The organism is Telluribacter humicola, assembly GCF_017355935.1.
GTDB classification, from domain to species: domain Bacteria; phylum Bacteroidota; class Bacteroidia; order Cytophagales; family Spirosomataceae; genus Telluribacter; species Telluribacter humicola.
This window is the reverse complement of sequence record NZ_JAFIQT010000001.1, coordinates 86,672-107,271: the sequence shown is the minus strand read 5'-3', so window position 1 is coordinate 107,271 and position 20,600 is coordinate 86,672. Positions and strand designations below refer to the sequence as shown.

Below are 20,600 nucleotides of genomic sequence, written 5' to 3'. Positions count from 1 at the left end.
ATCCACCTGACCTATGCTGACTAAACGAATCATACCCTGCCTAGACGTAAAAGATGGCCGGACCGTTAAGGGCGTCAACTTCCTGAACCTGCGCGACGCGGGTGATGCCGTCGAACTGGCCGCTGCCTACGCGGAGCAGGGCGCTGACGAGCTGGTGTTCCTGGATATTACGGCTACCGTAGAGGAGCGCAAGACACTCCTGGAGCTGGTACACCGGGTAGCGCATACCATCAATATACCTTTTACGGTAGGAGGAGGCATATCGTCCAAGGCCGATGTATCGGCCCTGCTGCACGCCGGGGCGGATAAAGTATCGATCAACTCCGCTGCCGTCCGCAATCCGGACCTGATCAATGAGCTGGCGCTGGAGTTTGGGAGTCAGTGTATCGTGGTAGCTATTGATACCCGCTACATATCCCTGGGTGAAGGCATGCCCGAAGAGCATATTGTACATACCCACGGGGGACGCAAACCTACTGAATTACGTACTATACCCTGGGCAAAGGAAGTAGAAGAACGCGGAGCGGGCGAAATCCTGCTCACGTCCATGGATTCCGACGGTACTAAGAATGGCTTTGCGCTGGAACTGACTGGTACTATTTCGGCCAATGCTAACATTCCGATCATCGCTTCGGGAGGTGCGGGTACTATGGATCACTTCCGGGAAGTATTTACTACCGGAAAGGCCGACGCCGGACTGGCCGCCAGTATCTTCCATTTTCACGAAATTGATATACCTGATCTTAAAAACTACCTGCGCGACCACCACCTGCCCATGCGGATGACCAATTAAGTAGTAGCAATTAGGTTGTCAGGTGTTAGCTTTGAGCGATTTCATCCCATTATATAAAGAGTTACTATTTCTTCTATTGAAATGAATACAGACCTTACTACTATAGATTTCGCGAAGGCCGCTGATGGATTGGTACCCGCCGTAGTGCAGGATGCCGTGTCAGGCAAAGTACTGATGCTGGGCTACATGAACCAGGATGCCCTGGTGAAGACCCAGGCGGAGGGCAAGGTAACTTTCTTCAGCCGCAGCAAGCAACGCCTCTGGACCAAGGGCGAAACCTCTGATAACTTCCTGCACGTAAAGCAGATCCTGGTGGATTGTGACGGGGATACTATACTTATCAAGGCCAATCCGGCCGGACCTACCTGCCATACCGGGGATGACACCTGCTTCGGCGAAACAAATACCGGTAAAGCGTCGTTCCTTAATTACCTGCAGAAACAGGTGATCCGGGAGCGCAAACTGAACCCTTCGGAGGAGTCGTACACCAGCCAGCTGTTTGGTCGGGGCGTCAACAAGATTGCACAGAAAGTAGGGGAAGAGGCCGTGGAGGTAGTCATTGAGGCCAAAGACACCAATGATGATTTATTCAAGGGAGAAGTAGCCGATCTGCTGTTTCACCTGCTGGTGCTGCTGGAACACAAAAACGTTGATTTGGATCATGTAATTGACGTACTTACTACCCGACACCGCTAAACTACCACCTATGAGCTTACTGATTCGCCTGGTTGTTAACACCCTGGCTGTATTACTAGCCGCTAACCTTCTGACTGACGTCTACCTGGATGGTCTGGGATCAGCCATTGTTGTAGCCATTGTACTAGGCTTACTTAACACCTTTCTTAAGCCTGTCCTTCAGATCATGGCCCTGCCTCTAACCATCATGACGCTGGGGCTATTCTACTTCATAGTCAATGTATTCATTATATATCTGGTAGACTTCTTGGTAGCTGGTTTTGATGTGGGCGGATTTCTATCCGCACTGATTTTCAGTCTTATTGTATCCGTAGTATCCTCTATACTGGGGGCTATTCTGGACTAAGCTTTGCAATAAGTCGAAGACTTCAGCCCCTCCTTACACCATGCAACTGACTATAGCAGAATAGTACAGCGGGCAGGGTAGGCATAGTACTAATTAGAGAGACCATACCACCCGTTTTTCGTTCAATTCGTTACTTTTCTTTAATTTTAGCCCCAAACGCTACTAACGTACGCTTACCCGATGAGTTTCACGCTTAATGATGCAACATCCACCTATCAGCCTTTTTCGTTTGATACTGAGGAACAGAAGAGAAAATTACAAGCACTGGCAGAGCACTACCGGGCACAGATCGAAGCCCAGTGGGATGAGGTAAAAGATGATACTCTTTATTACGGTAAGCATGCTTTAGTAATCGGTGGAGTAGTAGCTGGCGTATATCTGGCTATGGAGGCCTTACTTCCTGCCGAAAATAAACCATCCGCAGATAAACCTCGTAAAGAAAGCAATAGCAGCACTTTAGGAAGTACTTTAAAGGGCGTGGCCTTATCAATGGCCCTGGCCTGGGCACGCAAAAGGCTAACAGATTTTTTGGAAGCAGAGCATACTACGAATGCACAAAGCGAACTATAATATATCGACATTACTCACGGAAAAGCAGGCTGAAGGCAGAAAGTCTTTTGCTGTACTCCTGGACCCTGATAAGGTCGACATAGCTACTTTCCCGGACTTTCTGCAATACGCTCAAGGTGAGGGGGTAGATTTTTTCTTCGTTGGAGGTAGCCTGGTTACTCATTATGCTATTGACCAATTGATTGCAGCCATTCATGCCCATACTCCAATCCCTGCGATTCTGTTTCCGGGTAGTAGTTTGCATATCGATCCTTCAGCCGACGCTATCCTGCTACTGTCTTTAATATCAGGTCGCAATCCCGAGCTGCTCATCGGTCAGCATGTGATTGCGGCACCTATTTTGCGCAAGAGCGGAATCGAGATACTCCCTACCGGCTACATGCTGGTTGAAAGCGGCAAGCTCACTACCGTATCCTATATAAGTAATACCATTCCTATCCCACGTGATAAGCCCAGCGTTGCCGCCTGCACCGCTCTGGCCGGTGAAATGCTCGGCCTCCGGTACATGTATCTGGATGCCGGTAGCGGAGCGCAGGAACCAGTACCCCCGGCCATGATCAAGGCAGTCAGTGATGTTACTTCAACCCCGCTTATAGTAGGTGGAGGAATCAACACAGCCGAAAAAGCCTACCTGGCGCTGGAGGCTGGCGCCGATGTGGTAGTGGTTGGCAATGGCATCGAGCGTAATCCCAATCTGTTACCTGAGGTCGCACAGGCCGTAAAAGCCTTTAATACTCAGTCAGAACGCATCCTCTAATGCTACTATTAGCAGTAATTGTTGTACAAATTCTAGCTATCACATTATTTTCTAAGGAATTTTTAAGTTCTTAGAAAAATACAACGATCCAGGTATTGACTTATCCATTTTTGTACTACTTTTGTAGCACAAACCTTAAAACACCGCAAAAAATGAAAAAAGTACTTGCATTCGCTTTCGTAGCTACAATGGTAACTTTCGCTGCTTGTACAAGCAAGCCTTCAGAAGAAGCTGCTGACACAACTGCAGTTAGCGTTGACACTGCTATTGTAGACACAATGGCTGCTGACACAATGGCTATGGATACTACAATGACTAGCGATACTATTCGCTAATTATTGACGAAAGTCTAAAGAAATGGGAAGCCTTATGCAAATAAGGCTTCTTTTTTTATTCAGGGCATGGAAATAGCGACCGTTTTAGCCACATATCTTCCCTCTGCTACACTAGCCTATTGTGAGCAGCTCTGGCGGCAGTATGATTTTGACCTGCACATATCACGTCCCCGCCAGAGTCGCCTTGGTGATTTTATGGTCCGTCCTAAAGAGCGACCTCGCATCACGGTCAATGCCAACCTCAACTCCTATAGCTTTCTGATTACTTACATTCACGAAGTAGCTCACTGTGCCGTATACCGTCAATACTCCGGACGAATGTACCGCAAAAAGGTAGCTCCCCACGGACCTGAATGGAAGACCCTATTCAGTGCTCTGCTGCAACCTATACTTCATGAACAGATACTTCCGGCGGACATTCTCCGCCCTCTGCAGCAGTATGCTTTAAATCCAAAGGCATCGACCGGAAGCGATCCTGCTTTGCTGCTGGCCCTTAAGCAATATGATACGGCCGGAGAAAATAATAAAATGCCCCTGATGCACCTAAGCGAAGGCGCTGTTTTCGTTTTTCAAAAGAGAGAATTTATTCGTGGCGCCTTACGCCGTACCCGTGTACTCTGCACCGAAAAGGCATCACAACGCCGCTATACCATTCCTGCCCATGCGCTGGTGGAACAAAGTGAACTTTGTCCTGAATAACATACGCTACGTAGTGCCGCTCTGGGTACTGGTCTGGAGCTTACTGACTGCCACTATACAGGCCCAGCCAGCCGCTGCACTTACAGAAGGTAGCTGGCGCAGGCTAAGTTCCACCCAAACCGGTATCTACAAGATCAATGCGGCTCTGTTGCGTAAGATGGGCTTTGACCTGACTACGCTGAACCCTCAGTACTTACAGTTGTATGGGAATGGAGGAGCAATGCTTCCGCAGGCTAATAGTACCCCCCGCCCCCAGGGCCTTACTCAAAACGCAGTATGGGTTACCGGACAGGAAGATGGCCGGTTTGACGAAAGTGATATGCTATATTTCTACGCTGAAGCCCCTCATCAAGTACTTTATGACTCCGCCCGAGCTGGTTTCCGACACCAGATCAACTACTACGCCGATACAACCTATTACTTCCTGACGCAGGGCAAAGCTCCCGGATTACGCGTTATGGGTACCGAAAGTGTAAGCGTGGAAGGCGGTAAAACTGTAGATCAGTTTGATGACTATTGGTTTCATGAGGAGGAGTCAGTCAATCTGCTGCAATCGGGCCGGGAATGGTGGGGCGAATACCTGGGTCTGAACGGCCAGCTAAATCTTTCGATCCCCTTGCCCGGCATAGTACCCGGTACCGAAGCCCGGCTTTGGACCCGAGCCATCGCCTCGGCTCAGGTAGCTACCCGCTTTCGCTGGCAGGTCAATGGGCAGGAGGTAGGCGAGCAGCCCGTAGGAACGGTATCTACCTACCGCTATGACCTCCGGGCCCAGATAGCCGAAAAAGACTACTTCTACCAGGTGCCCGCTTCTCCTCCGTCTGCTTTTACAGTAGGGGTACAGTTTGATAAAAACGGCCAGGCCAACGCTCAGGCTTACCTGGATTATATAGCCCTGCAGGCTAAGCGGCGCCTTCAGCAGTATGACGGCCAGCAGGTATACCGATTTTTGCCCGCTACAAGTGATACAGTACTATACCGCATACAAGTCAACTCCTCCGACTGGCTCTGGTGGGATGTCACGGTGCCCCATTCTCCGCACCAGGCCCTGCTACAGCGAACTTCGGCAGGTATAGCGCATTTTAGGGCGCAGGGGGGACGGCAGGTGCGTACTTACGTGGGCTTCCTCCCGCAGCAGGCCCTTGACCCACTGGCGTGGCAGCATGTTCCTAATCAGCAAATAACTAATAGTCCAGTACCTGATCTGCTTATTGTGACCGCCAAAGCCTGGGAGACAGAGGCCCAGCGCCTGGCACAACACCGGAGGCAGCACGATAGGCTGGATGTACAGGTAGTCACTACCGATCAGGTATATAATGCGTACTCGGCTGGACGGGCTGATGTATCGGCTATTCGTGATTTTGTGCGGCACCTCTATCAAAAGGCTCCAGACAAACTGAAGTACCTCCTGCTGTTTGGCGACGCCACCTACGACTACCGCAATCGCAACCGTACCCTATCGCCAGCCCAACAGCAGAACTGGGTACCGGTCTACGAAAGTCGTGAATCGCTGCATCCGGTATTCACCTACTCATCGGATGACTACTTCGGATTTCTGGAGAACAGTGAAGGAGAATGGCAGGAATCCACAGCCGGTGACCATACCTTAGAGATAGGCATTGGCCGCCTACCCGCCAAAACAGCCGAAGAGGCTCGTACTATGGTGGATAAACTAGTCTATTATGATACCTCTCCCCGAACTAAAGGTGCCTGGCGTAACCGCATCAGCTTTGTGGCCGACGATGGCGATGGCAATATTCACCAGCAGCACGCCGACGAACTGGCCGGGCTCACGCAATCCTACCTGCTCCCCCAGCGTCTGTTTATAGATGCTTTTTCGCAACTTACTACTTCGGAGGGACCTAAGGCACCTGATCTCAATGCGGCTGTCCGCCGAAGTGTGGAGGAAGGTACCCTGATCCTGAACTACACCGGGCACGGTGGCATCAGTGGCTGGGCCGAGGAGCAGGTACTGATGCTGTCGGATATGCTATCACTACGCGGGTACAACAATATGCCCCTGCTCGTCACGGCTACCTGCGAATTTGGGCGCTATGACGATCCCGCACTGGTATCAGGAGCGGAACTTATGGTACTGAGCCCACGGGGAGCGGCCATTGGGGCTGTTACTACTACGCGGCCCGTTTTTGCCAGTACTAATTTCTCATTGAATAAAGCCTTCTACGAAGCTATGGCTGCGGTGGGGGCCGGTGGACGAATGGGCGACATAGTCCGGCTCACAAAGAACAGGAGCCTCAGCGGTAGCCTGAACCGAAACTTTACGCTGCTCGGAGATCCTTCCATGCGGCTGGCCCGGCCCGGGTACGAGATACAGTGGGCAGCTCTGCCTGATACGCTACGTGCGCTCCAAAAGGTGAAGCTGGAGGGCCTGGTAGCTGAACGAGGCTCCTCATCGGCCGAAAGTACTTTTGAGGGGATGGCCCGTGTAACCCTGTTTGATAAACCTGTCAGTTTCCGGACCGCAGGCTCCGAAAGTACCGCCGCTACTTACAGCGAATACCGTAGCCGACTTTTTGATGGTATGGTTAGCGTCAGGAACGGCCGCTTCAATGTAGAGTTTGTGGTCCCCCGTAATATTGACTACCGGCTGGGCGAAGGGCGGGTCAGTGTGTATGCCGTCAGCAAAGATAGCCTTCATGATGCTGCCGGGCAGTTAGGAATCGTGGTAGGTGGTAGCAAAAATGAGCTGTCGGACCGCACCCCGCCCCAGATCAGGGCGTACCTCAACGACAGCAGCTTCCGGGATGGGCAGGTAGTGCCTGCCTCGTCAGTACTCTGGATCGAAGCCGCCGACGAAAGCGGTATCAATATATCGCAGGCCGGGCTGGGACATGAGCTGCTGGCTACGTTGAATGACTCTATCACATTTGTACTAAACGAATATTTCGTTACCCAAACCGACGACTACCGAAAAGGTACCATCCGATTCCCGCTGGGACTGCTTCCTCCGGGCGAATATACCGTACACGTAAAAATATGGGATACGTATACTAACTCCTCCGAATCAACGTTGCGTTTCATAGTCGGACCTGAATCCGGCATCAAACTTACCCGAGCCATTGTATTTCCTAACCCCTTCCAGGAACAGCTGTCGTTTGAGTTAGAACATACCCGTGACAGTGAAGACATCGAGGTCTTTTTTCGGATCTTTAGCGTATCCGGCCAAACTTTATGTACCTACCGCTGGATATATTATACAAGTGAAAAAACTATACGTGAGGCTTTACAGCCCGAAACGTTGCTATCATTACCTGTTGTCCCTGGCACGTACCTGTATGAGCTATCCGTTCGTTCTGTTAAAGATGGCAGTAGCGATCGGCGGGCCGGCAAATTGCTTATGGCACGGTGATTGAGGTGAATTGTTGTAAAAAATTTAATTATTCTGTTACTTTCGTCGTAATTTTGACTTCCCTGTCTGAGTGTACCCCACGGGCCTCTGCCAGTAAAACCAAAGAAACATGAAACGTTTTTTCGTTAGCTTATCTTTATTTATTTTCTGGGCAGGCAGTCTACTTGCTCAACCGCTTACCACCGACACCACCCGGCGTATTCCATCCATAGCACTACCTTTCCTGAACTTTACTCCCGATGCCCGTAGTGCTGCCTTAGGTGATGCCGGTGTCGCTCTTAGCCCTGACGCTAACGCTACGTTTTGGAACGCTGCCAAACTTCCTTATGCAGAAAAAGACTTTGGTGTATCTGTGTCTTATACGCCCTGGCTTCGCAACCTGGTAGATGATATGTTTCTGTCTTATATCTCTGCTTATAAAAAAGTGGGTAAAGGACAGGCCGTAGCTTTCTCTATAAATTACTTCAATAATGGTGAGATTGATCTACGCAACAATCAGGGAATGAATATAGGCTACTTTGTAGCGCAGGAACTGGCTGCCGCAGGTACTTATAGCCGTCAGCTTTCCCAGAACTTCTCCATGGGTCTGACGCTGAAATATGTGTACTCCAACCTGGCTGGTAATGCTGTAGTGAGTGGATTTTCGGTACGTCCCGCTCAAACCGCGGCCGGTGATATCAGTGCCTACTACAAGAAAGAATTTTCAAATCTGGAAACGGGTAGCAACCTGACGTGGTCGTGGGGAGCTATGATTTCTAACCTGGGAGGTAAGGTATCCTACGGTAGCGAAGACCGCTATTTTATTCCTACCAACCTGAAGATAGGTACCGGTATATCCTATACCGCCGACGGTCGCAACCGCTTCAATTTCCTGTTGGACGCTAATAAGCTGATGGTACCCACTCCTCCGGTGTGGCAATATCAGGCAGGACAGTACGTAGCCGTACGGGGCCGCGACCCACGTGATCTACCGCTGATGACGGGTATTTTCGGCTCCTTTGCCGACGCCCCCGACGGATTTGGCGAAGAACTCAAAGAGATTTCACTATCAACCGGTGTAGAGTACTGGTACAATGATGTATTTGCCGCCCGCTTTGGATACTTTGGCGAAAGCCGTATGAAAGGCGACCGCAAGTTTTTTACGGCTGGTTTTGGTCTCCGTTTTCAGGAGAAGTACGCACTTGACTTTGCTTACCTGATGCCGGTACGTCAGGGTAGCCCACTCGCCCAAACCCTGCGCCTCTCCCTCTCAATGAGTCTGAATAAGAAGAGCGTAGCCGGACTGAATGAGGTGGATGAATAATCAGAACTAAATCTGCTACGGCAGAGTTTTTATAGTAGTACGAATGACGTCCCCTTAGGATGTCATTCGTTTTTTATAGCCTTCTTGACTACGCCTATGCAACTAGATAGAACCATCGCTCCCTCTTACCGCATCATCCGCTCTATACATCTGCCCGATGCCGAGACTATTACACTTGATAATGGTATAGCTTTACACGTTATCAATATTGGCGAACAGCCCGTCATCAGGCTGGAATGTATCTTCGAGGCCGGTACCTGGTACGAGTCACAGCCCGGTGCCTCTTACTTTGCCATTAAGATGCTGACTGAAGGTACCCTGACGCGTAGCTCCGCCGGTATAAGCGAAGCCTTTGATTACGTAGGAGCTTTTACCGAAATGACGCACTCCGCTGATCGCGCCGGTATAGTCGTGTACTGCCTGGCCCGCTTTCTACCCGAGGTACTGCCTCTGGTGCAGGAACTAATAGCCTCGGCTACTTTTCCGGAGAAAGAGTGGGAGGACCTTCAGAATATTACGTTACAGAACCTGCGTGTCAATCAGGAGAAAAACGCCTACCTGGCTACCCGACAGCTGCGGGCCAGCCTGTACGGCACCGAGCATCCATACGGCCGCGGCCAAAGCGAAGAGCAGATTGATCAACTAAGCAGAGAAGCCGCTCAGGCGCATTACGAGCAGCACATCCGGAACAGCAGCTACCGCATGATCCTGTCGGGGCAGGTAGGGCAGCAGGAGATCCAACTGGTTAATCAGTACCTGGGGCAGGTTCAGGGGCTTGTAACTCCATCCGAAACGGAACTGGACTATTCAGCCTTACCGGCAGTAGGTGGCGCCTCGTTAACCGAAAAGGCAGAAAGCTTACAGTCGTCGATCCGGCTGGGCAAGCGACTGTTCACCCGCAAGCACCCTGACTATTTCAAAATGCTCGTGACGAATGAGATCCTGGGGGGGTACTTCGGGTCGCGGCTCATGAAGAACATCCGGGAGGAGAAAGGTCTTACCTATGGTATTTCGTCCAGTGTTGTCACGCTTCGGCACGATGGCTACTTCACCATTGGTACCGATGTAAAGAAAGAATTTACGCAACAGACGCTGGACGAGATCAGAAAGGAGATAAACATCCTGCAGACACAGCCCGTACCGGATGATGAGCTACAAAACGTAAAAAACTTTATGGCAGGTGAATTTGCCGGATCGCTTAATACGGCTTTTGAGGTTGCAGACCGCCAGAAAATACTGCTCCTTGACGAACTACCAACCGACTTCTTTGACCGATATATTGAGCAGATTCACGCTACTACCGCCGAAGATATTCAGCAGATGGCTAACCACTACCTCCAACAAGAAGACCTGACTGAGGTAGTGGTTGGGGGAAAATAGTGGTTAGTTATTAGCCGTTAGCAACTTTATATTAAGCCCTATATAGTACAGCGCCCGGACCTGTCATACAGGCTCGGGCGCTGTAGCTTTAGGTAGTACCTACTTATTTCACCATGGTTCCTGGCCTTTGAAAAACAGGCCAGGGAAAAAGAGTACTAATAGCTAATAACTAACACCTAATAGCTTATTGTACCGCAAATATCTGCAGCATAATAGCCGCCAGAGCAGCTCCTACCATTGGTGCTACTACGGGTATCCAGGCATAGCCCCAGTCGGAGTGTCCTTTGTCCGGAATGGGCAGAATAGCATGGGCTACCCGTGGGCCCAGGTCACGGGCCGGGTTGATAGCATAACCGGTAGATCCTCCCAACGATAGACCAACACTCCACACCAGCAGACCTACCAGATAGGGCCCTAATCCGGATGGTATAGCGCCGCTCTCCGGAATAGCTCCCGCCCGGCTGATGGCTACGATACCCACGATCAGCACCCAGGTAGCCAGTGCTTCACTGATGAAGTTGGGGCCGTTGGTCCGGATAGCGGGTGCGGTAGCAAAGCAGGCCAGCTTATCCCCCGGATCAGGCGTAGCCTTCCAGTGCGGCAGGTAGTATACCCACACCAGTATGGCTCCCAGAAAAGCCCCGATCATCTGTGCACTGATGTAGCTGACTACCTGACTGTAGTCATTATGTAACACCGCAAAAGCCAGCGTTACGGCCGGATTGATATGGGCATCAGGACTACCAAAGGCATTGGCCGTAAATACTCCCATCACAACGGCAAAGGCCCAGCCGGTGGTAATTACGATCCAGCCTCCGCCTTCTCCTTTGGTTTGTTTGAGTACTACGTTGGCTACTACGCCATTGCCCAGAAGTAACAGTACGAGAGATCCAATAAGCTCACCGATAAAGGGAGTAGTTTGCATAAATACTAGTAGGGTTTAGAATGAACTTTTGACAAATATGAGAATTGTATTAAAATTTCCACAGCAAATACCAGGAAGAAGATTTTCCCGCAAAAACCCTAAAACACAACCCACTAAATCCCCTACCTTTGTATACTAACATCTATTTTAGTAACGATGGCTTTAAATCAACTAACGGCTATATCTCCTGTAGACGGGCGGTACCATAAACAAGTAGCCGAGCTTTCTGCTTATTTTTCAGAGTATGCTCTGATCCGCTACCGTGTACTGGTAGAGGTAGAGTACTTTATTGCCCTTTGTGAACTTCCCCTCCCGCAGCTGGCCAATTTTGATAAGAAACTGTACCCCAGGCTACGCGACATTTACGAAGGATTCAACGAGGATGACGCTCTTCATATAAAGAACATTGAGAAGGAAACTAACCATGATGTGAAGGCTGTCGAGTATTTTCTTAAAGAAAAATTCGACCAACTGGGGCTAAGCGAGCTTCAGGAGTTTATTCACTTCGGACTTACCTCTCAGGATATCAATAATACGGCTATACCGCTGTCGCTGAAAGATGCGCTGGAAAAGCAGGTAAAACCGCTGTTCAGACAAGTCTTATTTGTCCTGAAGCGGATGTCCATCGAGTGGCGTAATGTACCTATGCTGGCCTTTACGCACGGTCAGCCGGCCTCACCTACCCGCGTAGGTAAGGAGTTCCTGGTATTTGTTGAGCGGATCGAGCGGCAGTTTGAGCTGCTGGAGTGTGTACCCTACTCAGCCAAGTTTGGCGGGGCTACCGGTAACTTCAACGCCCACCATGTAGCTTACCCGAACGTAGACTGGATGGACTTCGCGCACCGCTTCGTTGAGAGCCTGGGACTGAAGCGCAGCAAGCACACCACCCAGATCGAGCACTATGATAACCTGGCGGCTACGTTTGATGGTCTGAAACGGTTGAATACGATCCTGGTTGACCTCAATCGTGACCTGTGGACGTACATATCCATGAGCTACTTTAAGCAGAAGATCAAAGCGGGCGAAGTAGGATCATCGGCTATGCCGCATAAGGTCAACCCTATTGACTTTGAGAACTCCGAAGGAAACCTGGGTATCGCCAACGCGCTTTTTGATCACTTCTCAGCCAAGCTGCCTGTTTCAAGGCTACAGCGCGATCTGACCGACTCCACGGTACTCCGTAACATAGGCGTACCTATCGCGCACCAGCTCATCGCACTGAACTCGCTGCTGAAAGGATTAGGTAAGCTGGAGCTGAACGAACAGATACTGAAGCAGGACCTGGAAGATAACTGGCCCGTGGTATCAGAAGCCATTCAGACAATCCTGCGCCGGGAAGGGTACCCCAAGCCTTACGAAGCGCTCAAAAATCTTACCCGTACTAATGAGAAGATCACCCACGAATCTATCTCACGTTTTGTAGAGACGCTGGATGTATCGGAGTCCGTACGCGAGGAGCTACGCCGAATCACTCCATTCAACTACTTGGGTATTGTAGAAGATAACAGGTAATTAGTAAAAAGTGAGAAGTGAAAATGGAGAGTGAAAAACAGTAATTCTGTTTTTCACTCTCCATTTTCACTTCTAATTATAAAAGTTATCCTTTCGAAAGTTCTTTAGCTCTGGTCTCTGCGGCTAGTATACCCTTAGCCAGCGTTTCGGCCAGTGATCCTTCTTCAAACTGCCGCAGGGCTGCCTCGGTAGTACCTCCCTTGGAGGCTACAGCTTTTATCAATTCATCTAGTGATTTATCAGCGTTGTTGATCAGGTGGAAAGAGCCCAGCATGGTTTGTTTTACCAGCAATGAAGCCACCGACTCCTCAAAGCCCATCTGCTTACCGGCCTCCACCATAGCTTTGACGAGGTAGAAGAAATAAGCCGGTCCACTACCACTAAGTGCCGTAACGGCGTCCAGCTGGCTCTCTTCTTCCAGGAATACGGAGCGTCCCGTCGCGTTGATTAGATTCTCTACCCGGCGGAGCTGCTGCAGATCTACTTCCGGTGAAGAGGCATAGGCCGTAATACCCATTCCGAGCATGGCCGGAGTATTAGGCATAGCCCGTATAACCAGTTTATGCTGCAAAGCTTCCTGAATGGTAGCAATGGTAATACCGGCCATAATAGAGAACACCACCTGATGCGGCTTTATTACCTCCGCCAGCACCCCTTGTACTGATACAAAGTCCTGGGGCTTTACTGATAAGATTACCAGGTCGTACTCGCCAATCTGCGGGCCAATGATACCTGTCAGTACACCCGGCTGAAAGCTACGCAGGCTCTCCATACGCTCCGGGCTCTTCTCCACCAGCAGGAAGTCTTCTTTCTTGACCAGGTCAAATTTTAAAAAGGCACGGGCAAAGGCCATTCCCATATTACCGCACCCAACAATGGCAATCTTCATGAACAAAAGAGGGGTTAAAAGTACAAGGCTATTCCTGCCGCAACTACTTGTGGCTCAGAAACAGGCAGCAAGATACAAAAAGCACGTGTCTGAGCCGAAGAAACCAACGGGGAATGAACCAGTAAGGCACAAAAAAACGGTACTATCTGAATAGTACCGTTCACTAATGTATCGTTACCTAGATGGTATCTTACTTACCTTCGCTTCCCAGCAGCTCAGCCAGTTTGTTTTCCAGAGAGGCTCCGCGTAGGTTTTTAGCAATTACCTTGCCCTCTTTATCTAGCAGGTAGGTAGCCGGTATAGCATTGACCCCGTAGGTCTGGGCAACTTCCGAATTCCACTTTTTCAGCTCGGAGCCGTGGTGCCAGGGCAGTCCATCTTTCTTGATCGCCCCTAGCCACGCATCTTTGCTGCTGTCCAGCGACACGCCAAAGATGGTAAAGCCTTTGTCCTTGTACTTATTGTACATCTTCACGACGTTAGGGTTTTCCATACGGCAGGGACCACACCAGGCGGCCCAAAAGTCGATCAGGACGTACTTACCGCGTAGCGAAGAAAGACTAATAGGGGTACCATCGGGGCTGTTAAGCGTAAAATCCGGGGCGACATCACCTACCGCGATACCTTTGAGCCGCTTAATGTAGCCAATGTACATCTGAGCCAGCTTGGAGTCCGGGTTCTCCTTTTGGAACCGCTCCGCCACGGCATTCATCAATTCAAAATCCCGCTCTGGATTTAAGAGGTTATTAGCGGCAAAGATGGCTACCATTGAAGTACCCATTTCAGGAATCATTGCCTTAATTTTGGACAGATGCTCTTCCTCAGCTTTCTGAAAGATTCCCTGTATCTCCTGCGCTTTTTTAGTATCTTTCTTCTCGTTGGCTTTGTTAAACTCCTCTGTCCACTTGTTCACCTTCTCAACCATTGTCTGGTTTAGCGTTACCAGTTTCCCATAGTACTCCATATTTTTGGAGCCTTTCACTTCGGCCTGGCCTGGCTTACCGTTAGGGTCCTGCTCATAGCCATCGGCCACCACATTGAGCTGCTCGCCGCCCTCTACCAGCAATACGACCCTCTGCCGGTTAGCTACGTTAAGAATGTAGAAATTACCACCGTCCTTTTCCGTGGCCTTGATAGTAAAAGTACCATCGGCCGCCAGCGTAGTTGAATCTACTACGGTAGGTGGGTTCGTAGACAGCTGCAGGTATACTTTCTCGCCTGCGCTACCATTTTTAATTTTTCCTGCAACGGTGAACTCCTTGGGCGTCTGCGCCTGGGCTATCGCGCCCCACAGCACCAGTCCCATCAGATACATCATCCTTTTCATACGTCAGCTTCTTGATTAGATATATGGATGTAGTCCAGTAAAGATCAACTCTTTAATTGGCCACTTGTTCTATTTAAGCTTTTCTGCCAGCAATTCGTTCACTAGCTTAGGATCAGCCGTTCCGCGGGACTTTTTCATCACCTCTCCCACAAAGAGCCCAAGCAGTCCTTTCTTTCCTTTGCGGTAAGCAGTTACCTTATCCGGCATGGCGGCCAATACCTCATCTACCAACGTTTCCAACTCTCCGGTATTGCGGTTCTGCAGCCAGTTATTTGCTTCGGCCAGCTCGCGGGGCGACTGCTCCGCGTTTTCCAGCAGGGCCGGGAAGGCTTTCTGAGTAGCTGTTGAGTGACTGATTACGCCTGTTTCTACCAGTTCGATCAGTCCGGCCAGCACGACAGCTTTCAGAGGAAAAGCCTCCATATCTTCACCGGTTTCGTTCAGGTAGGATTTTACCGGGCCCATCAGCCAGTTAGAGGCCGTTTTGTAGTGGGCAGTGTGGCTGCAGAGTTCTTCGAAGTACGCAGCCATCTCCTTGGTATCGGTTAATTGAGCCGCATCGTAGGCAGGTATACCATACTGGTTTACGAATTTCTCACGCAGCTCATTAGGCAACGCAGGCATCTTGGCTTTTACCTCCTCCATCCACTCGTCCGATAGTTCTACCGGGCACAGGTCCGGATCAGGGAAGTAGCGGTAGTCGTTCATGGTTTCTTTCACCCGCATCCCATACGTCTGTCCTGAATCAGCGTCGAACATCCGGGTTTCCTGCGTGATGGTACCTCCACTCTCGGCCAATGCCACCTGACGCCGCCATTCGTACTCTACAGCCCGCATGATGTTGCGGATCGAGTTCATATTCTTAATCTCTACTTTGGTACCGAACTCCTCCTGTCCCCAGGGCCGGATCGATATGTTCACATCGCAGCGCAGGGAACCTTCCTCCATGTTGCCATCACAAACATCCAGGTACCTTACCAACTGACGGATCGCCGTCACGTAGGCTCCTGTCTCCTCGGCCGAGCGCAGATCAGGCTCCGATACCATCTCGATCAGAGGTGTACCTGCCCGGTTGTAGTCCAGCAGGGTAGCGGTATCGTTGCCGTCGTGTACGGACTTACCCGCGTCTTCTTCCAGGTGAATGTGGTGAAACCGAATAGTCTTTTCTACGGGTTTTCCGTCCGAACCTTTGGTCGTGATCAGAATCCCTCCTCCCTGGCAGATCGGCGCCTTATCCTGAGAGATCTGATATCCCTTAGGAAGGTCAGGGTAGAAGTAATTTTTACGGTCAAATATAGTACGGCGGGTAATAGTACAGCCACAGGCCAGCCCCATACGTACGGCGAACTCGAGGGCCTTCTTGTTGAGCTTGGGAAGGGTACCCGGTAGGGCCAGCGTCAGCGCACCGATATTGGTATTGGGCTCGGCTCCGAAACGGTTTATATCAGTAGTGAATAATTTGGAATCAGTCAGAAGCTGACAGTGTACTTCGAGTCCGATTACGGTTTCGTACTTATTTAAAAGTTCGTCCGTCACTTCGGCCGGTTGTAGTGTTGTAGAAATCATGCTTAAAATAAAGACGCTTCTTACAAAGATAATGGTTTGCCCATAGAAAGCGAAGCTGTTAGCGGGATTGGGAAAGCCTTCTCCTCTAGCTGAGCATTAGAATGTACAGGAGGTAACCCTTTGACGAAATTACCTGCTTTACAGTATTGCCAAACTGAATATAGAAGCGGTACCTTAAGGCGTAAAAAGAGCATAAAGACTAGTCTTTCTTACAATAACAAAACTTACTTATGCTTTCCATCAAGAGATATCTAAACGATGTTTACGAAGGGATATACTTTAATTCCGCACGCTATGAGTCAGTTGATATTTCCAGCTGGGTAGTACATCTCAGATTTTTGGTATCTCTCTACTTCTATTACGTATCAGTTGTCATTCTTGCAATAGGTGTAACAGTATCCGTATATGGAGCCTTTAAACCATCATTTATCCTAGTGGCCTTCTACATGTTCGGATTGTACCTCATCTTATACCGACTTCTGATTTATCCGTTGCTCAGCTTGGAAAATTTTGATGAGCACATCAGCGAGGTTGCAAAGAGCGAAAAGATAAAAAAGGCTAATCGCCTATTTGTCGGAAGCATACTCTCTTTTATGATTTCATTTTTTCTCGTTTTCCTGATGTATGAATCTTAAAGTTATTACAGCCAGAATTATGACTACTAATTCTACCACTACCTGGCCACCAGCACCGATAGCCACGAGTTATATTCTTTGAAATCCTCTTTCTTAAGCCCCTTAATCACCTCCCTATAAGCCGGGTTAAAGTAAGAAGCTAGAGTAAACATATCTAAAGAACCTTCCGGATTGTACGGTTTGCCGGGCTGATAGTGTTCCAGTCCCGCTTTGGCTCGTTGCCGGTCCAGCTCTACTTTGGTATTCACCCACTCTGCGTGTACCTTTTCGCGTTTGGCGTAAGGTACTACATAGTCTATCGATTTTTGGATACTGCCGCCCTCGGGGCTTTCGTAGGTGAAGGGGCGAAAGCCGCCTTGCTTACCTCCTAGCTGCTCCACAGTAAGCGCATAAATCAGGAGCGGGTCAAGACCCGACACGTGGTAGCTCAGGGCGTCGCGTTCGATCAGGTCCCGGCTGGTGCCGTCGGCGTAGAGAGCCTTATCGATGTACTTTTTAAACTTCTCCTGCGCATACTCTACGTAGTGGGGCTTTTGCAGCACCAGTCCGATGGTACCTACCAACTTGATGTGCTTGGCCTTCCAGTTATTCTCAGGAATGCGGGGAAAAGCCATCTCCGCCTCCGCCAGCTGGGTCAGCCATTTATCAACCTGCCGTTTCTCCACTGTGGAGAAGTACTCTTTAAGTACCTGGTAACTATGCACCAGCGGCTCCAGCTTATTCTCATTAATAGGATTACCGGTAGGCTGGTAGGCGCCTGCCCAAGCCAGCAGGTACTCCTTTATTTTGTTGGCATACACGGCATCCTGAGTACCATAGTAAGCCGATAGCCACACCGCTACCTTATCCAGATCTTTGAGGCTCTCGGTAGTACGTATTCGGTCGGGGTTAGTATCCAGCAGGCCCTCGTAGTGGATCACGCGCAGGGGACGGGGCTCATCGTTCAGGTACTGCTTGGCTTCCTGCTCAACGGGTTTCCACAAAGCCTGTACTTCTGGGTTAGTTTTGACTAGTGTCTTTACTTCCCGTTGCTGCCGGGCTGTTAGCAGCAACGTCTGCCGGACCTGGGCCTCCGCACAGAAGGACAGCAGCAGCAAAAAGGCGAGGTACGGGTAGTGTTTCATAATTTGGGCTGGTAGTTTGAGATACCCTTTTGATCATCTCTAATGGAAAAGGTACTATCTACTTTTTTCTCATGATACAATGTCTTTAACTAGAATAGGTCAGAAGTCACTTCGCTCATTGTTCAATCCGGAGCGGAGCACTTTAAAGTGGAATTGATAGATGGGTAAACCTTTTTGTTGGATTGATAAGGTGTTTGCTGGTTATCAGCCTTTTGAAAGCAATGTCCACTTTTCAAAAAAAGCCTCTCCAGCGCTTGTATTTCAAAAAGCAATCTTTACATTTACAGTGTACTATTATACTAATACACTATAACAAAAGTTGCTATGATCCAACTCGATAACGTTTCATTCGGGTACAACAGGCGAAAGCAAGTATTCGAAAACCTGAATATGCAACTTAGCCCCGGCCACATCTATGGGCTACTGGGTAAGAATGGGGCAGGAAAATCGAGCCTGCTCCGCCTTATAGCCGGGCTACTTTTTCCATCGGATGGGCAAATAGTTATAAATAGATACAAGCCCCGGAAGCGGCAGCCCGCTTTCCTGCAGGATGTGTTTTTCATTCCAGAGGAGGTATACCTGCCTGCTGTCAGCATAGACCGGTACCTGGCAATAATGGCCCCTTTTTACCCGCAGTTTGATGAAGCGCTATTCAGAAGGTATATTGAAGAATTTGAGATCCCAGACAGCAATCGGCTGACAGAGATATCTCATGGTCAAAAAAAGAAGGCGCAGATTGCCTTTGCCCTGGCTGCCAATACAAAGGTGCTGCTGATGGACGAACCCACTAATGGCCTGGATATTCCGTCCAAGAGTCAGTTCCGCCGTATTGTTTCTGCCGCATTGAACCCCGACCGTCTGATCCTGATCTCCACGCATCAGGTCCGAGACCTGGATCATCTGATCGACAGCATCATCATTCTGAATGAGTATCAAGTACTGATGCAGCACAGCCTCGAAGCAGTTACGGAACGGCTCTACTTTGGTACCCGCCCTACTCTGGACGGTAGCGAGCTATATTCGGAGCCCGCCCTGCGTGGCTACAAAACAATCAGCGAAAATCTCGCCGGAGAGGAAAGTCGCGTTGATCTCGAACAACTGTTTAATGCGGTCACAACCCACCCTCTGCGTATCCGCGACCTATTCCAAAAAGAACCAACGTACCACCCCAGATCCTAAGCTCAGTCTATGAATCAGACATTCAGTTTTCCTCGTTTCCGCCGGGTAGTCCAATGGGAACTTGCTTTTAAGGGTCAGAGCTACCTGCTTACGGCAGTACCTGTACTCGCCTTTTTGCTGCTTATGATGCTTCCCACTATATTCATCGGTGCGAGCAACAGCAAGCTGCCCGGACTTCATTTTGCCGCGCTGCTACTCCCTGTGCTTTTAGGTGGAAGCCTCTATACCAATTTGGCATTCAGCCAATATACTTCTCGTGATACCGGTATAGCGGCTCTAATGGTACCGGCCTCCCGGTTAGAGAAGGTACTTAGTGCGCTGCTTTTCAATCTGCTGTTTGAGATCCCACTGTTATTGCTGTTCCTGTTTCTGCATAGCTGGACGATTGACTTTGTCAATAGCAAGCTTCCGCCTAACAGCTACCAGTATGAGAAGATATCATCGGATACTCTGCAGGCCTTTATCATTATGTATGTCCTTTTCCAGGGTTTTTTGTTTCTTGGGTCCCTGTATTTTGTTAAAGCCTCTTTTGTCAAGGCCTCGGCGGTATTCATAGTGGCTGCTGCGCTGATATCACAAGCTAATCTGTGGTTTGCTGAGTACCTTGCTTCTAATCCCTACATGATGGGAGCCTCTCCTTTTTCCGGCTGGCGGATCACCTTTGACGGAAGCCACCACTATCATCACATAGATCATTCACCGCTGTTTCAAAATCTGTTTTACACTTTGCCCCTGCTCTTTTTGCTTGCCCTCTGGTACATCACCTACGTGCGGCTGGGTGAAAAAGAAATTTAACCTGCTACTTAATGGAATTTAAAGATAAACAATCAATCTATATACAGATCGCTGATTACGTCTGCGAGCAGATCGTACTGGGGCAGTGGCCACCAGGTGAGCGTATCCCTTCGGTGCGCGACCTGGCCGCTATGCTGGAAGTAAATCCAAATACTGTCATGCGTACGTATGATTTTCTGCAAAGCCAGGAAATTATCTATAACAGGCGCGGGATTGGCTACTCGGCATCTGATAACGCACAGACGCTCATCCTGGCTTACCGACGGGAGCGTTTTCTGGAAAGCGAACTGCCTGAATTTTTTAAGGCCATGTACCTGCTTAACATCAGTATGGAAGAACTACAAACTCGCTACGAGAAATTTGTTGCCACCGAATATCCGTCAACCCCTTAATTCTACG

Annotated in this window: 19 protein-coding genes; 14 read left to right on the top strand and 5 right to left on the bottom strand. The window is 49.6% G+C overall.

Annotated elements, in window-relative coordinates:
• Positions 1-13 precede the first annotated feature (13 nt).
• The 10 genes from hisF (at position 14) to JUB14_RS00425 (ending at position 10,249) form a co-directional block, all read left to right on the top strand.
• Entirely contained in the window at positions 14-793 is a 780-nt protein-coding gene (hisF, locus tag JUB14_RS00470) for an imidazole glycerol phosphate synthase subunit HisF (protein ID WP_207503491.1), read from the top strand.
• Positions 794-874: 81 nt separating this feature from the next.
• A complete protein-coding gene (gene hisIE / locus JUB14_RS00465; RefSeq protein ID WP_207503489.1) occupies positions 875-1,489 on the top strand; it encodes a bifunctional phosphoribosyl-AMP cyclohydrolase/phosphoribosyl-ATP diphosphatase HisIE in 615 nt (204 codons plus the stop codon).
• Between the two features lie 10 nt (positions 1,490-1,499).
• Entirely contained in the window at positions 1,500-1,835 is a 336-nt protein-coding gene (locus JUB14_RS00460) for a phage holin family protein (protein ID WP_207503487.1), read from the top strand.
• Between the two features lie 180 nt (positions 1,836-2,015).
• Positions 2,016-2,405, top strand: coding sequence for a hypothetical protein (locus tag JUB14_RS00455; protein WP_207503485.1), 390 nt, complete (start codon positions 2,016-2,018; stop codon positions 2,403-2,405).
• Positions 2,386-3,162 (top strand): phosphoglycerol geranylgeranyltransferase, encoded by a 777-nt coding sequence (locus JUB14_RS00450; protein ID WP_207503483.1) that lies wholly within the window; start codon positions 2,386-2,388, stop codon positions 3,160-3,162. Before JUB14_RS00455 ends, JUB14_RS00450 begins: the two co-directional genes overlap by 20 nt.
• A gap of 152 nt (positions 3,163-3,314) precedes the next feature.
• The gene (locus JUB14_RS00445) at positions 3,315-3,497 is read left to right on the top strand and encodes a hypothetical protein (protein ID WP_207503481.1); all 183 of its coding nucleotides are present in this window, start codon (positions 3,315-3,317) and stop codon (positions 3,495-3,497) included.
• 66 nt (positions 3,498-3,563) lie between these two features.
• Positions 3,564-4,196 (top strand): SprT family zinc-dependent metalloprotease, encoded by a 633-nt coding sequence (locus JUB14_RS00440; RefSeq protein WP_207503479.1) that lies wholly within the window; start codon positions 3,564-3,566, stop codon positions 4,194-4,196.
• On the top strand, positions 4,159-7,566 hold the full coding sequence (gene porU / locus JUB14_RS00435) for a type IX secretion system sortase PorU (RefSeq protein ID WP_207503477.1): 3,408 nt from the start codon (positions 4,159-4,161) through the stop codon (positions 7,564-7,566). Before JUB14_RS00440 ends, porU begins: the two co-directional genes overlap by 38 nt.
• Before the next feature lie 109 nt (positions 7,567-7,675).
• Complete coding sequence (porV, locus tag JUB14_RS00430) at positions 7,676-8,869, top strand: type IX secretion system outer membrane channel protein PorV (RefSeq protein ID WP_207503475.1); 1,194 nt, start codon at positions 7,676-7,678, stop codon at positions 8,867-8,869.
• Positions 8,870-8,965: 96 nt separating this feature from the next.
• A complete protein-coding gene (locus JUB14_RS00425; RefSeq protein ID WP_207503473.1) occupies positions 8,966-10,249 on the top strand; it encodes a M16 family metallopeptidase in 1,284 nt (427 codons plus the stop codon).
• 184 nt (positions 10,250-10,433) lie between these two features.
• Here JUB14_RS00425 and JUB14_RS00420 read toward each other — a convergent pair whose 3' ends face one another.
• Positions 10,434-11,174 carry an MIP/aquaporin family protein gene (locus tag JUB14_RS00420; RefSeq protein WP_207503471.1) on the bottom strand — a complete coding sequence of 247 codons (741 nt, stop codon included), beginning with the start codon at positions 11,172-11,174 and terminating at the stop codon, positions 10,434-10,436.
• Positions 11,175-11,330: 156 nt separating this feature from the next.
• Between JUB14_RS00420 and purB the strand changes: the two genes are divergently transcribed.
• The gene (gene purB, locus JUB14_RS00415; RefSeq protein WP_207503469.1) at positions 11,331-12,686 is read left to right on the top strand and encodes an adenylosuccinate lyase; all 1,356 of its coding nucleotides are present in this window, start codon (positions 11,331-11,333) and stop codon (positions 12,684-12,686) included.
• An 85-nt stretch (positions 12,687-12,771) separates the two neighbouring features.
• Here the strand turns inward: purB and proC are convergent, their stop codons facing one another.
• From proC to JUB14_RS00395, 4 genes are all read right to left on the bottom strand, one after another.
• The gene (proC, locus tag JUB14_RS00410; protein ID WP_207503467.1) at positions 12,772-13,575 is read right to left on the bottom strand and encodes a pyrroline-5-carboxylate reductase; all 804 of its coding nucleotides are present in this window, start codon (positions 13,573-13,575) and stop codon (positions 12,772-12,774) included.
• A 190-nt stretch (positions 13,576-13,765) separates the two neighbouring features.
• Entirely contained in the window at positions 13,766-14,902 is a 1,137-nt protein-coding gene (locus tag JUB14_RS00405; RefSeq protein ID WP_207503464.1) for a TlpA disulfide reductase family protein, read from the bottom strand.
• Between the two features lie 69 nt (positions 14,903-14,971).
• On the bottom strand, positions 14,972-16,468 hold the full coding sequence (gene gatB / locus JUB14_RS00400) for an Asp-tRNA(Asn)/Glu-tRNA(Gln) amidotransferase subunit GatB (RefSeq protein WP_207503462.1): 1,497 nt from the start codon (positions 16,466-16,468) through the stop codon (positions 14,972-14,974).
• Between the two features lie 673 nt (positions 16,469-17,141).
• Entirely contained in the window at positions 17,142-18,227 is a 1,086-nt protein-coding gene (locus JUB14_RS00395; protein WP_207503460.1) for an alginate lyase family protein, read from the bottom strand.
• 324 nt (positions 18,228-18,551) lie between these two features.
• Between JUB14_RS00395 and JUB14_RS00390 the strand changes: the two genes are divergently transcribed.
• From JUB14_RS00390 to JUB14_RS00380, 3 genes are read left to right on the top strand one after another with little or no spacing between them, the layout of a single operon-like run.
• Positions 18,552-19,406 carry an ABC transporter ATP-binding protein gene (locus JUB14_RS00390; protein WP_207503458.1) on the top strand — a complete coding sequence of 285 codons (855 nt, stop codon included), beginning with the start codon at positions 18,552-18,554 and terminating at the stop codon, positions 19,404-19,406.
• Positions 19,407-19,415: 9 nt separating this feature from the next.
• Positions 19,416-20,201, top strand: coding sequence for a hypothetical protein (locus JUB14_RS00385; protein WP_207503456.1), 786 nt, complete (start codon positions 19,416-19,418; stop codon positions 20,199-20,201).
• Positions 20,202-20,212: 11 nt separating this feature from the next.
• Positions 20,213-20,593 carry a GntR family transcriptional regulator gene (locus JUB14_RS00380; RefSeq protein WP_207503455.1) on the top strand — a complete coding sequence of 127 codons (381 nt, stop codon included), beginning with the start codon at positions 20,213-20,215 and terminating at the stop codon, positions 20,591-20,593.
• Positions 20,594-20,600 lie beyond the last annotated feature (7 nt).

Excerpts from the sequence above, each read along its gene's own strand:
- hisF (WP_207503491.1), top strand. The coding sequence starts at position 14 with ATGCTGACTAAACGAATCATACCCTGCCTAGACGTAAAAGATGGCCGG.
- hisIE (WP_207503489.1), top strand. The coding sequence starts at position 875 with ATGAATACAGACCTTACTACTATAGATTTCGCGAAGGCCGCTGATGGA.
- JUB14_RS00460 (WP_207503487.1), top strand. The coding sequence starts at position 1,500 with ATGAGCTTACTGATTCGCCTGGTTGTTAACACCCTGGCTGTATTACTA.
- JUB14_RS00455 (WP_207503485.1), top strand. The coding sequence starts at position 2,016 with ATGAGTTTCACGCTTAATGATGCAACATCCACCTATCAGCCTTTTTCG.
- JUB14_RS00450 (WP_207503483.1), top strand. The coding sequence starts at position 2,386 with ATGCACAAAGCGAACTATAATATATCGACATTACTCACGGAAAAGCAG.
- JUB14_RS00445 (WP_207503481.1), top strand. The coding sequence starts at position 3,315 with ATGAAAAAAGTACTTGCATTCGCTTTCGTAGCTACAATGGTAACTTTC.
- JUB14_RS00440 (WP_207503479.1), top strand. The coding sequence starts at position 3,564 with ATGGAAATAGCGACCGTTTTAGCCACATATCTTCCCTCTGCTACACTA.
- porU (WP_207503477.1), top strand. The coding sequence starts at position 4,159 with ATGCGCTGGTGGAACAAAGTGAACTTTGTCCTGAATAACATACGCTAC.
- porV (WP_207503475.1), top strand. The coding sequence starts at position 7,676 with ATGAAACGTTTTTTCGTTAGCTTATCTTTATTTATTTTCTGGGCAGGC.
- JUB14_RS00425 (WP_207503473.1), top strand. The coding sequence starts at position 8,966 with ATGCAACTAGATAGAACCATCGCTCCCTCTTACCGCATCATCCGCTCT.
- JUB14_RS00420 (WP_207503471.1), bottom strand. The coding sequence starts at position 11,174 with ATGCAAACTACTCCCTTTATCGGTGAGCTTATTGGATCTCTCGTACTG.
- purB (WP_207503469.1), top strand. The coding sequence starts at position 11,331 with ATGGCTTTAAATCAACTAACGGCTATATCTCCTGTAGACGGGCGGTAC.
- proC (WP_207503467.1), bottom strand. The coding sequence starts at position 13,575 with ATGAAGATTGCCATTGTTGGGTGCGGTAATATGGGAATGGCCTTTGCC.
- JUB14_RS00405 (WP_207503464.1), bottom strand. The coding sequence starts at position 14,902 with ATGAAAAGGATGATGTATCTGATGGGACTGGTGCTGTGGGGCGCGATA.
- gatB (WP_207503462.1), bottom strand. The coding sequence starts at position 16,468 with ATGATTTCTACAACACTACAACCGGCCGAAGTGACGGACGAACTTTTA.
- JUB14_RS00395 (WP_207503460.1), bottom strand. The coding sequence starts at position 18,227 with ATGAAACACTACCCGTACCTCGCCTTTTTGCTGCTGCTGTCCTTCTGT.
- JUB14_RS00390 (WP_207503458.1), top strand. The coding sequence starts at position 18,552 with ATGATCCAACTCGATAACGTTTCATTCGGGTACAACAGGCGAAAGCAA.
- JUB14_RS00385 (WP_207503456.1), top strand. The coding sequence starts at position 19,416 with ATGAATCAGACATTCAGTTTTCCTCGTTTCCGCCGGGTAGTCCAATGG.
- JUB14_RS00380 (WP_207503455.1), top strand. The coding sequence starts at position 20,213 with ATGGAATTTAAAGATAAACAATCAATCTATATACAGATCGCTGATTAC.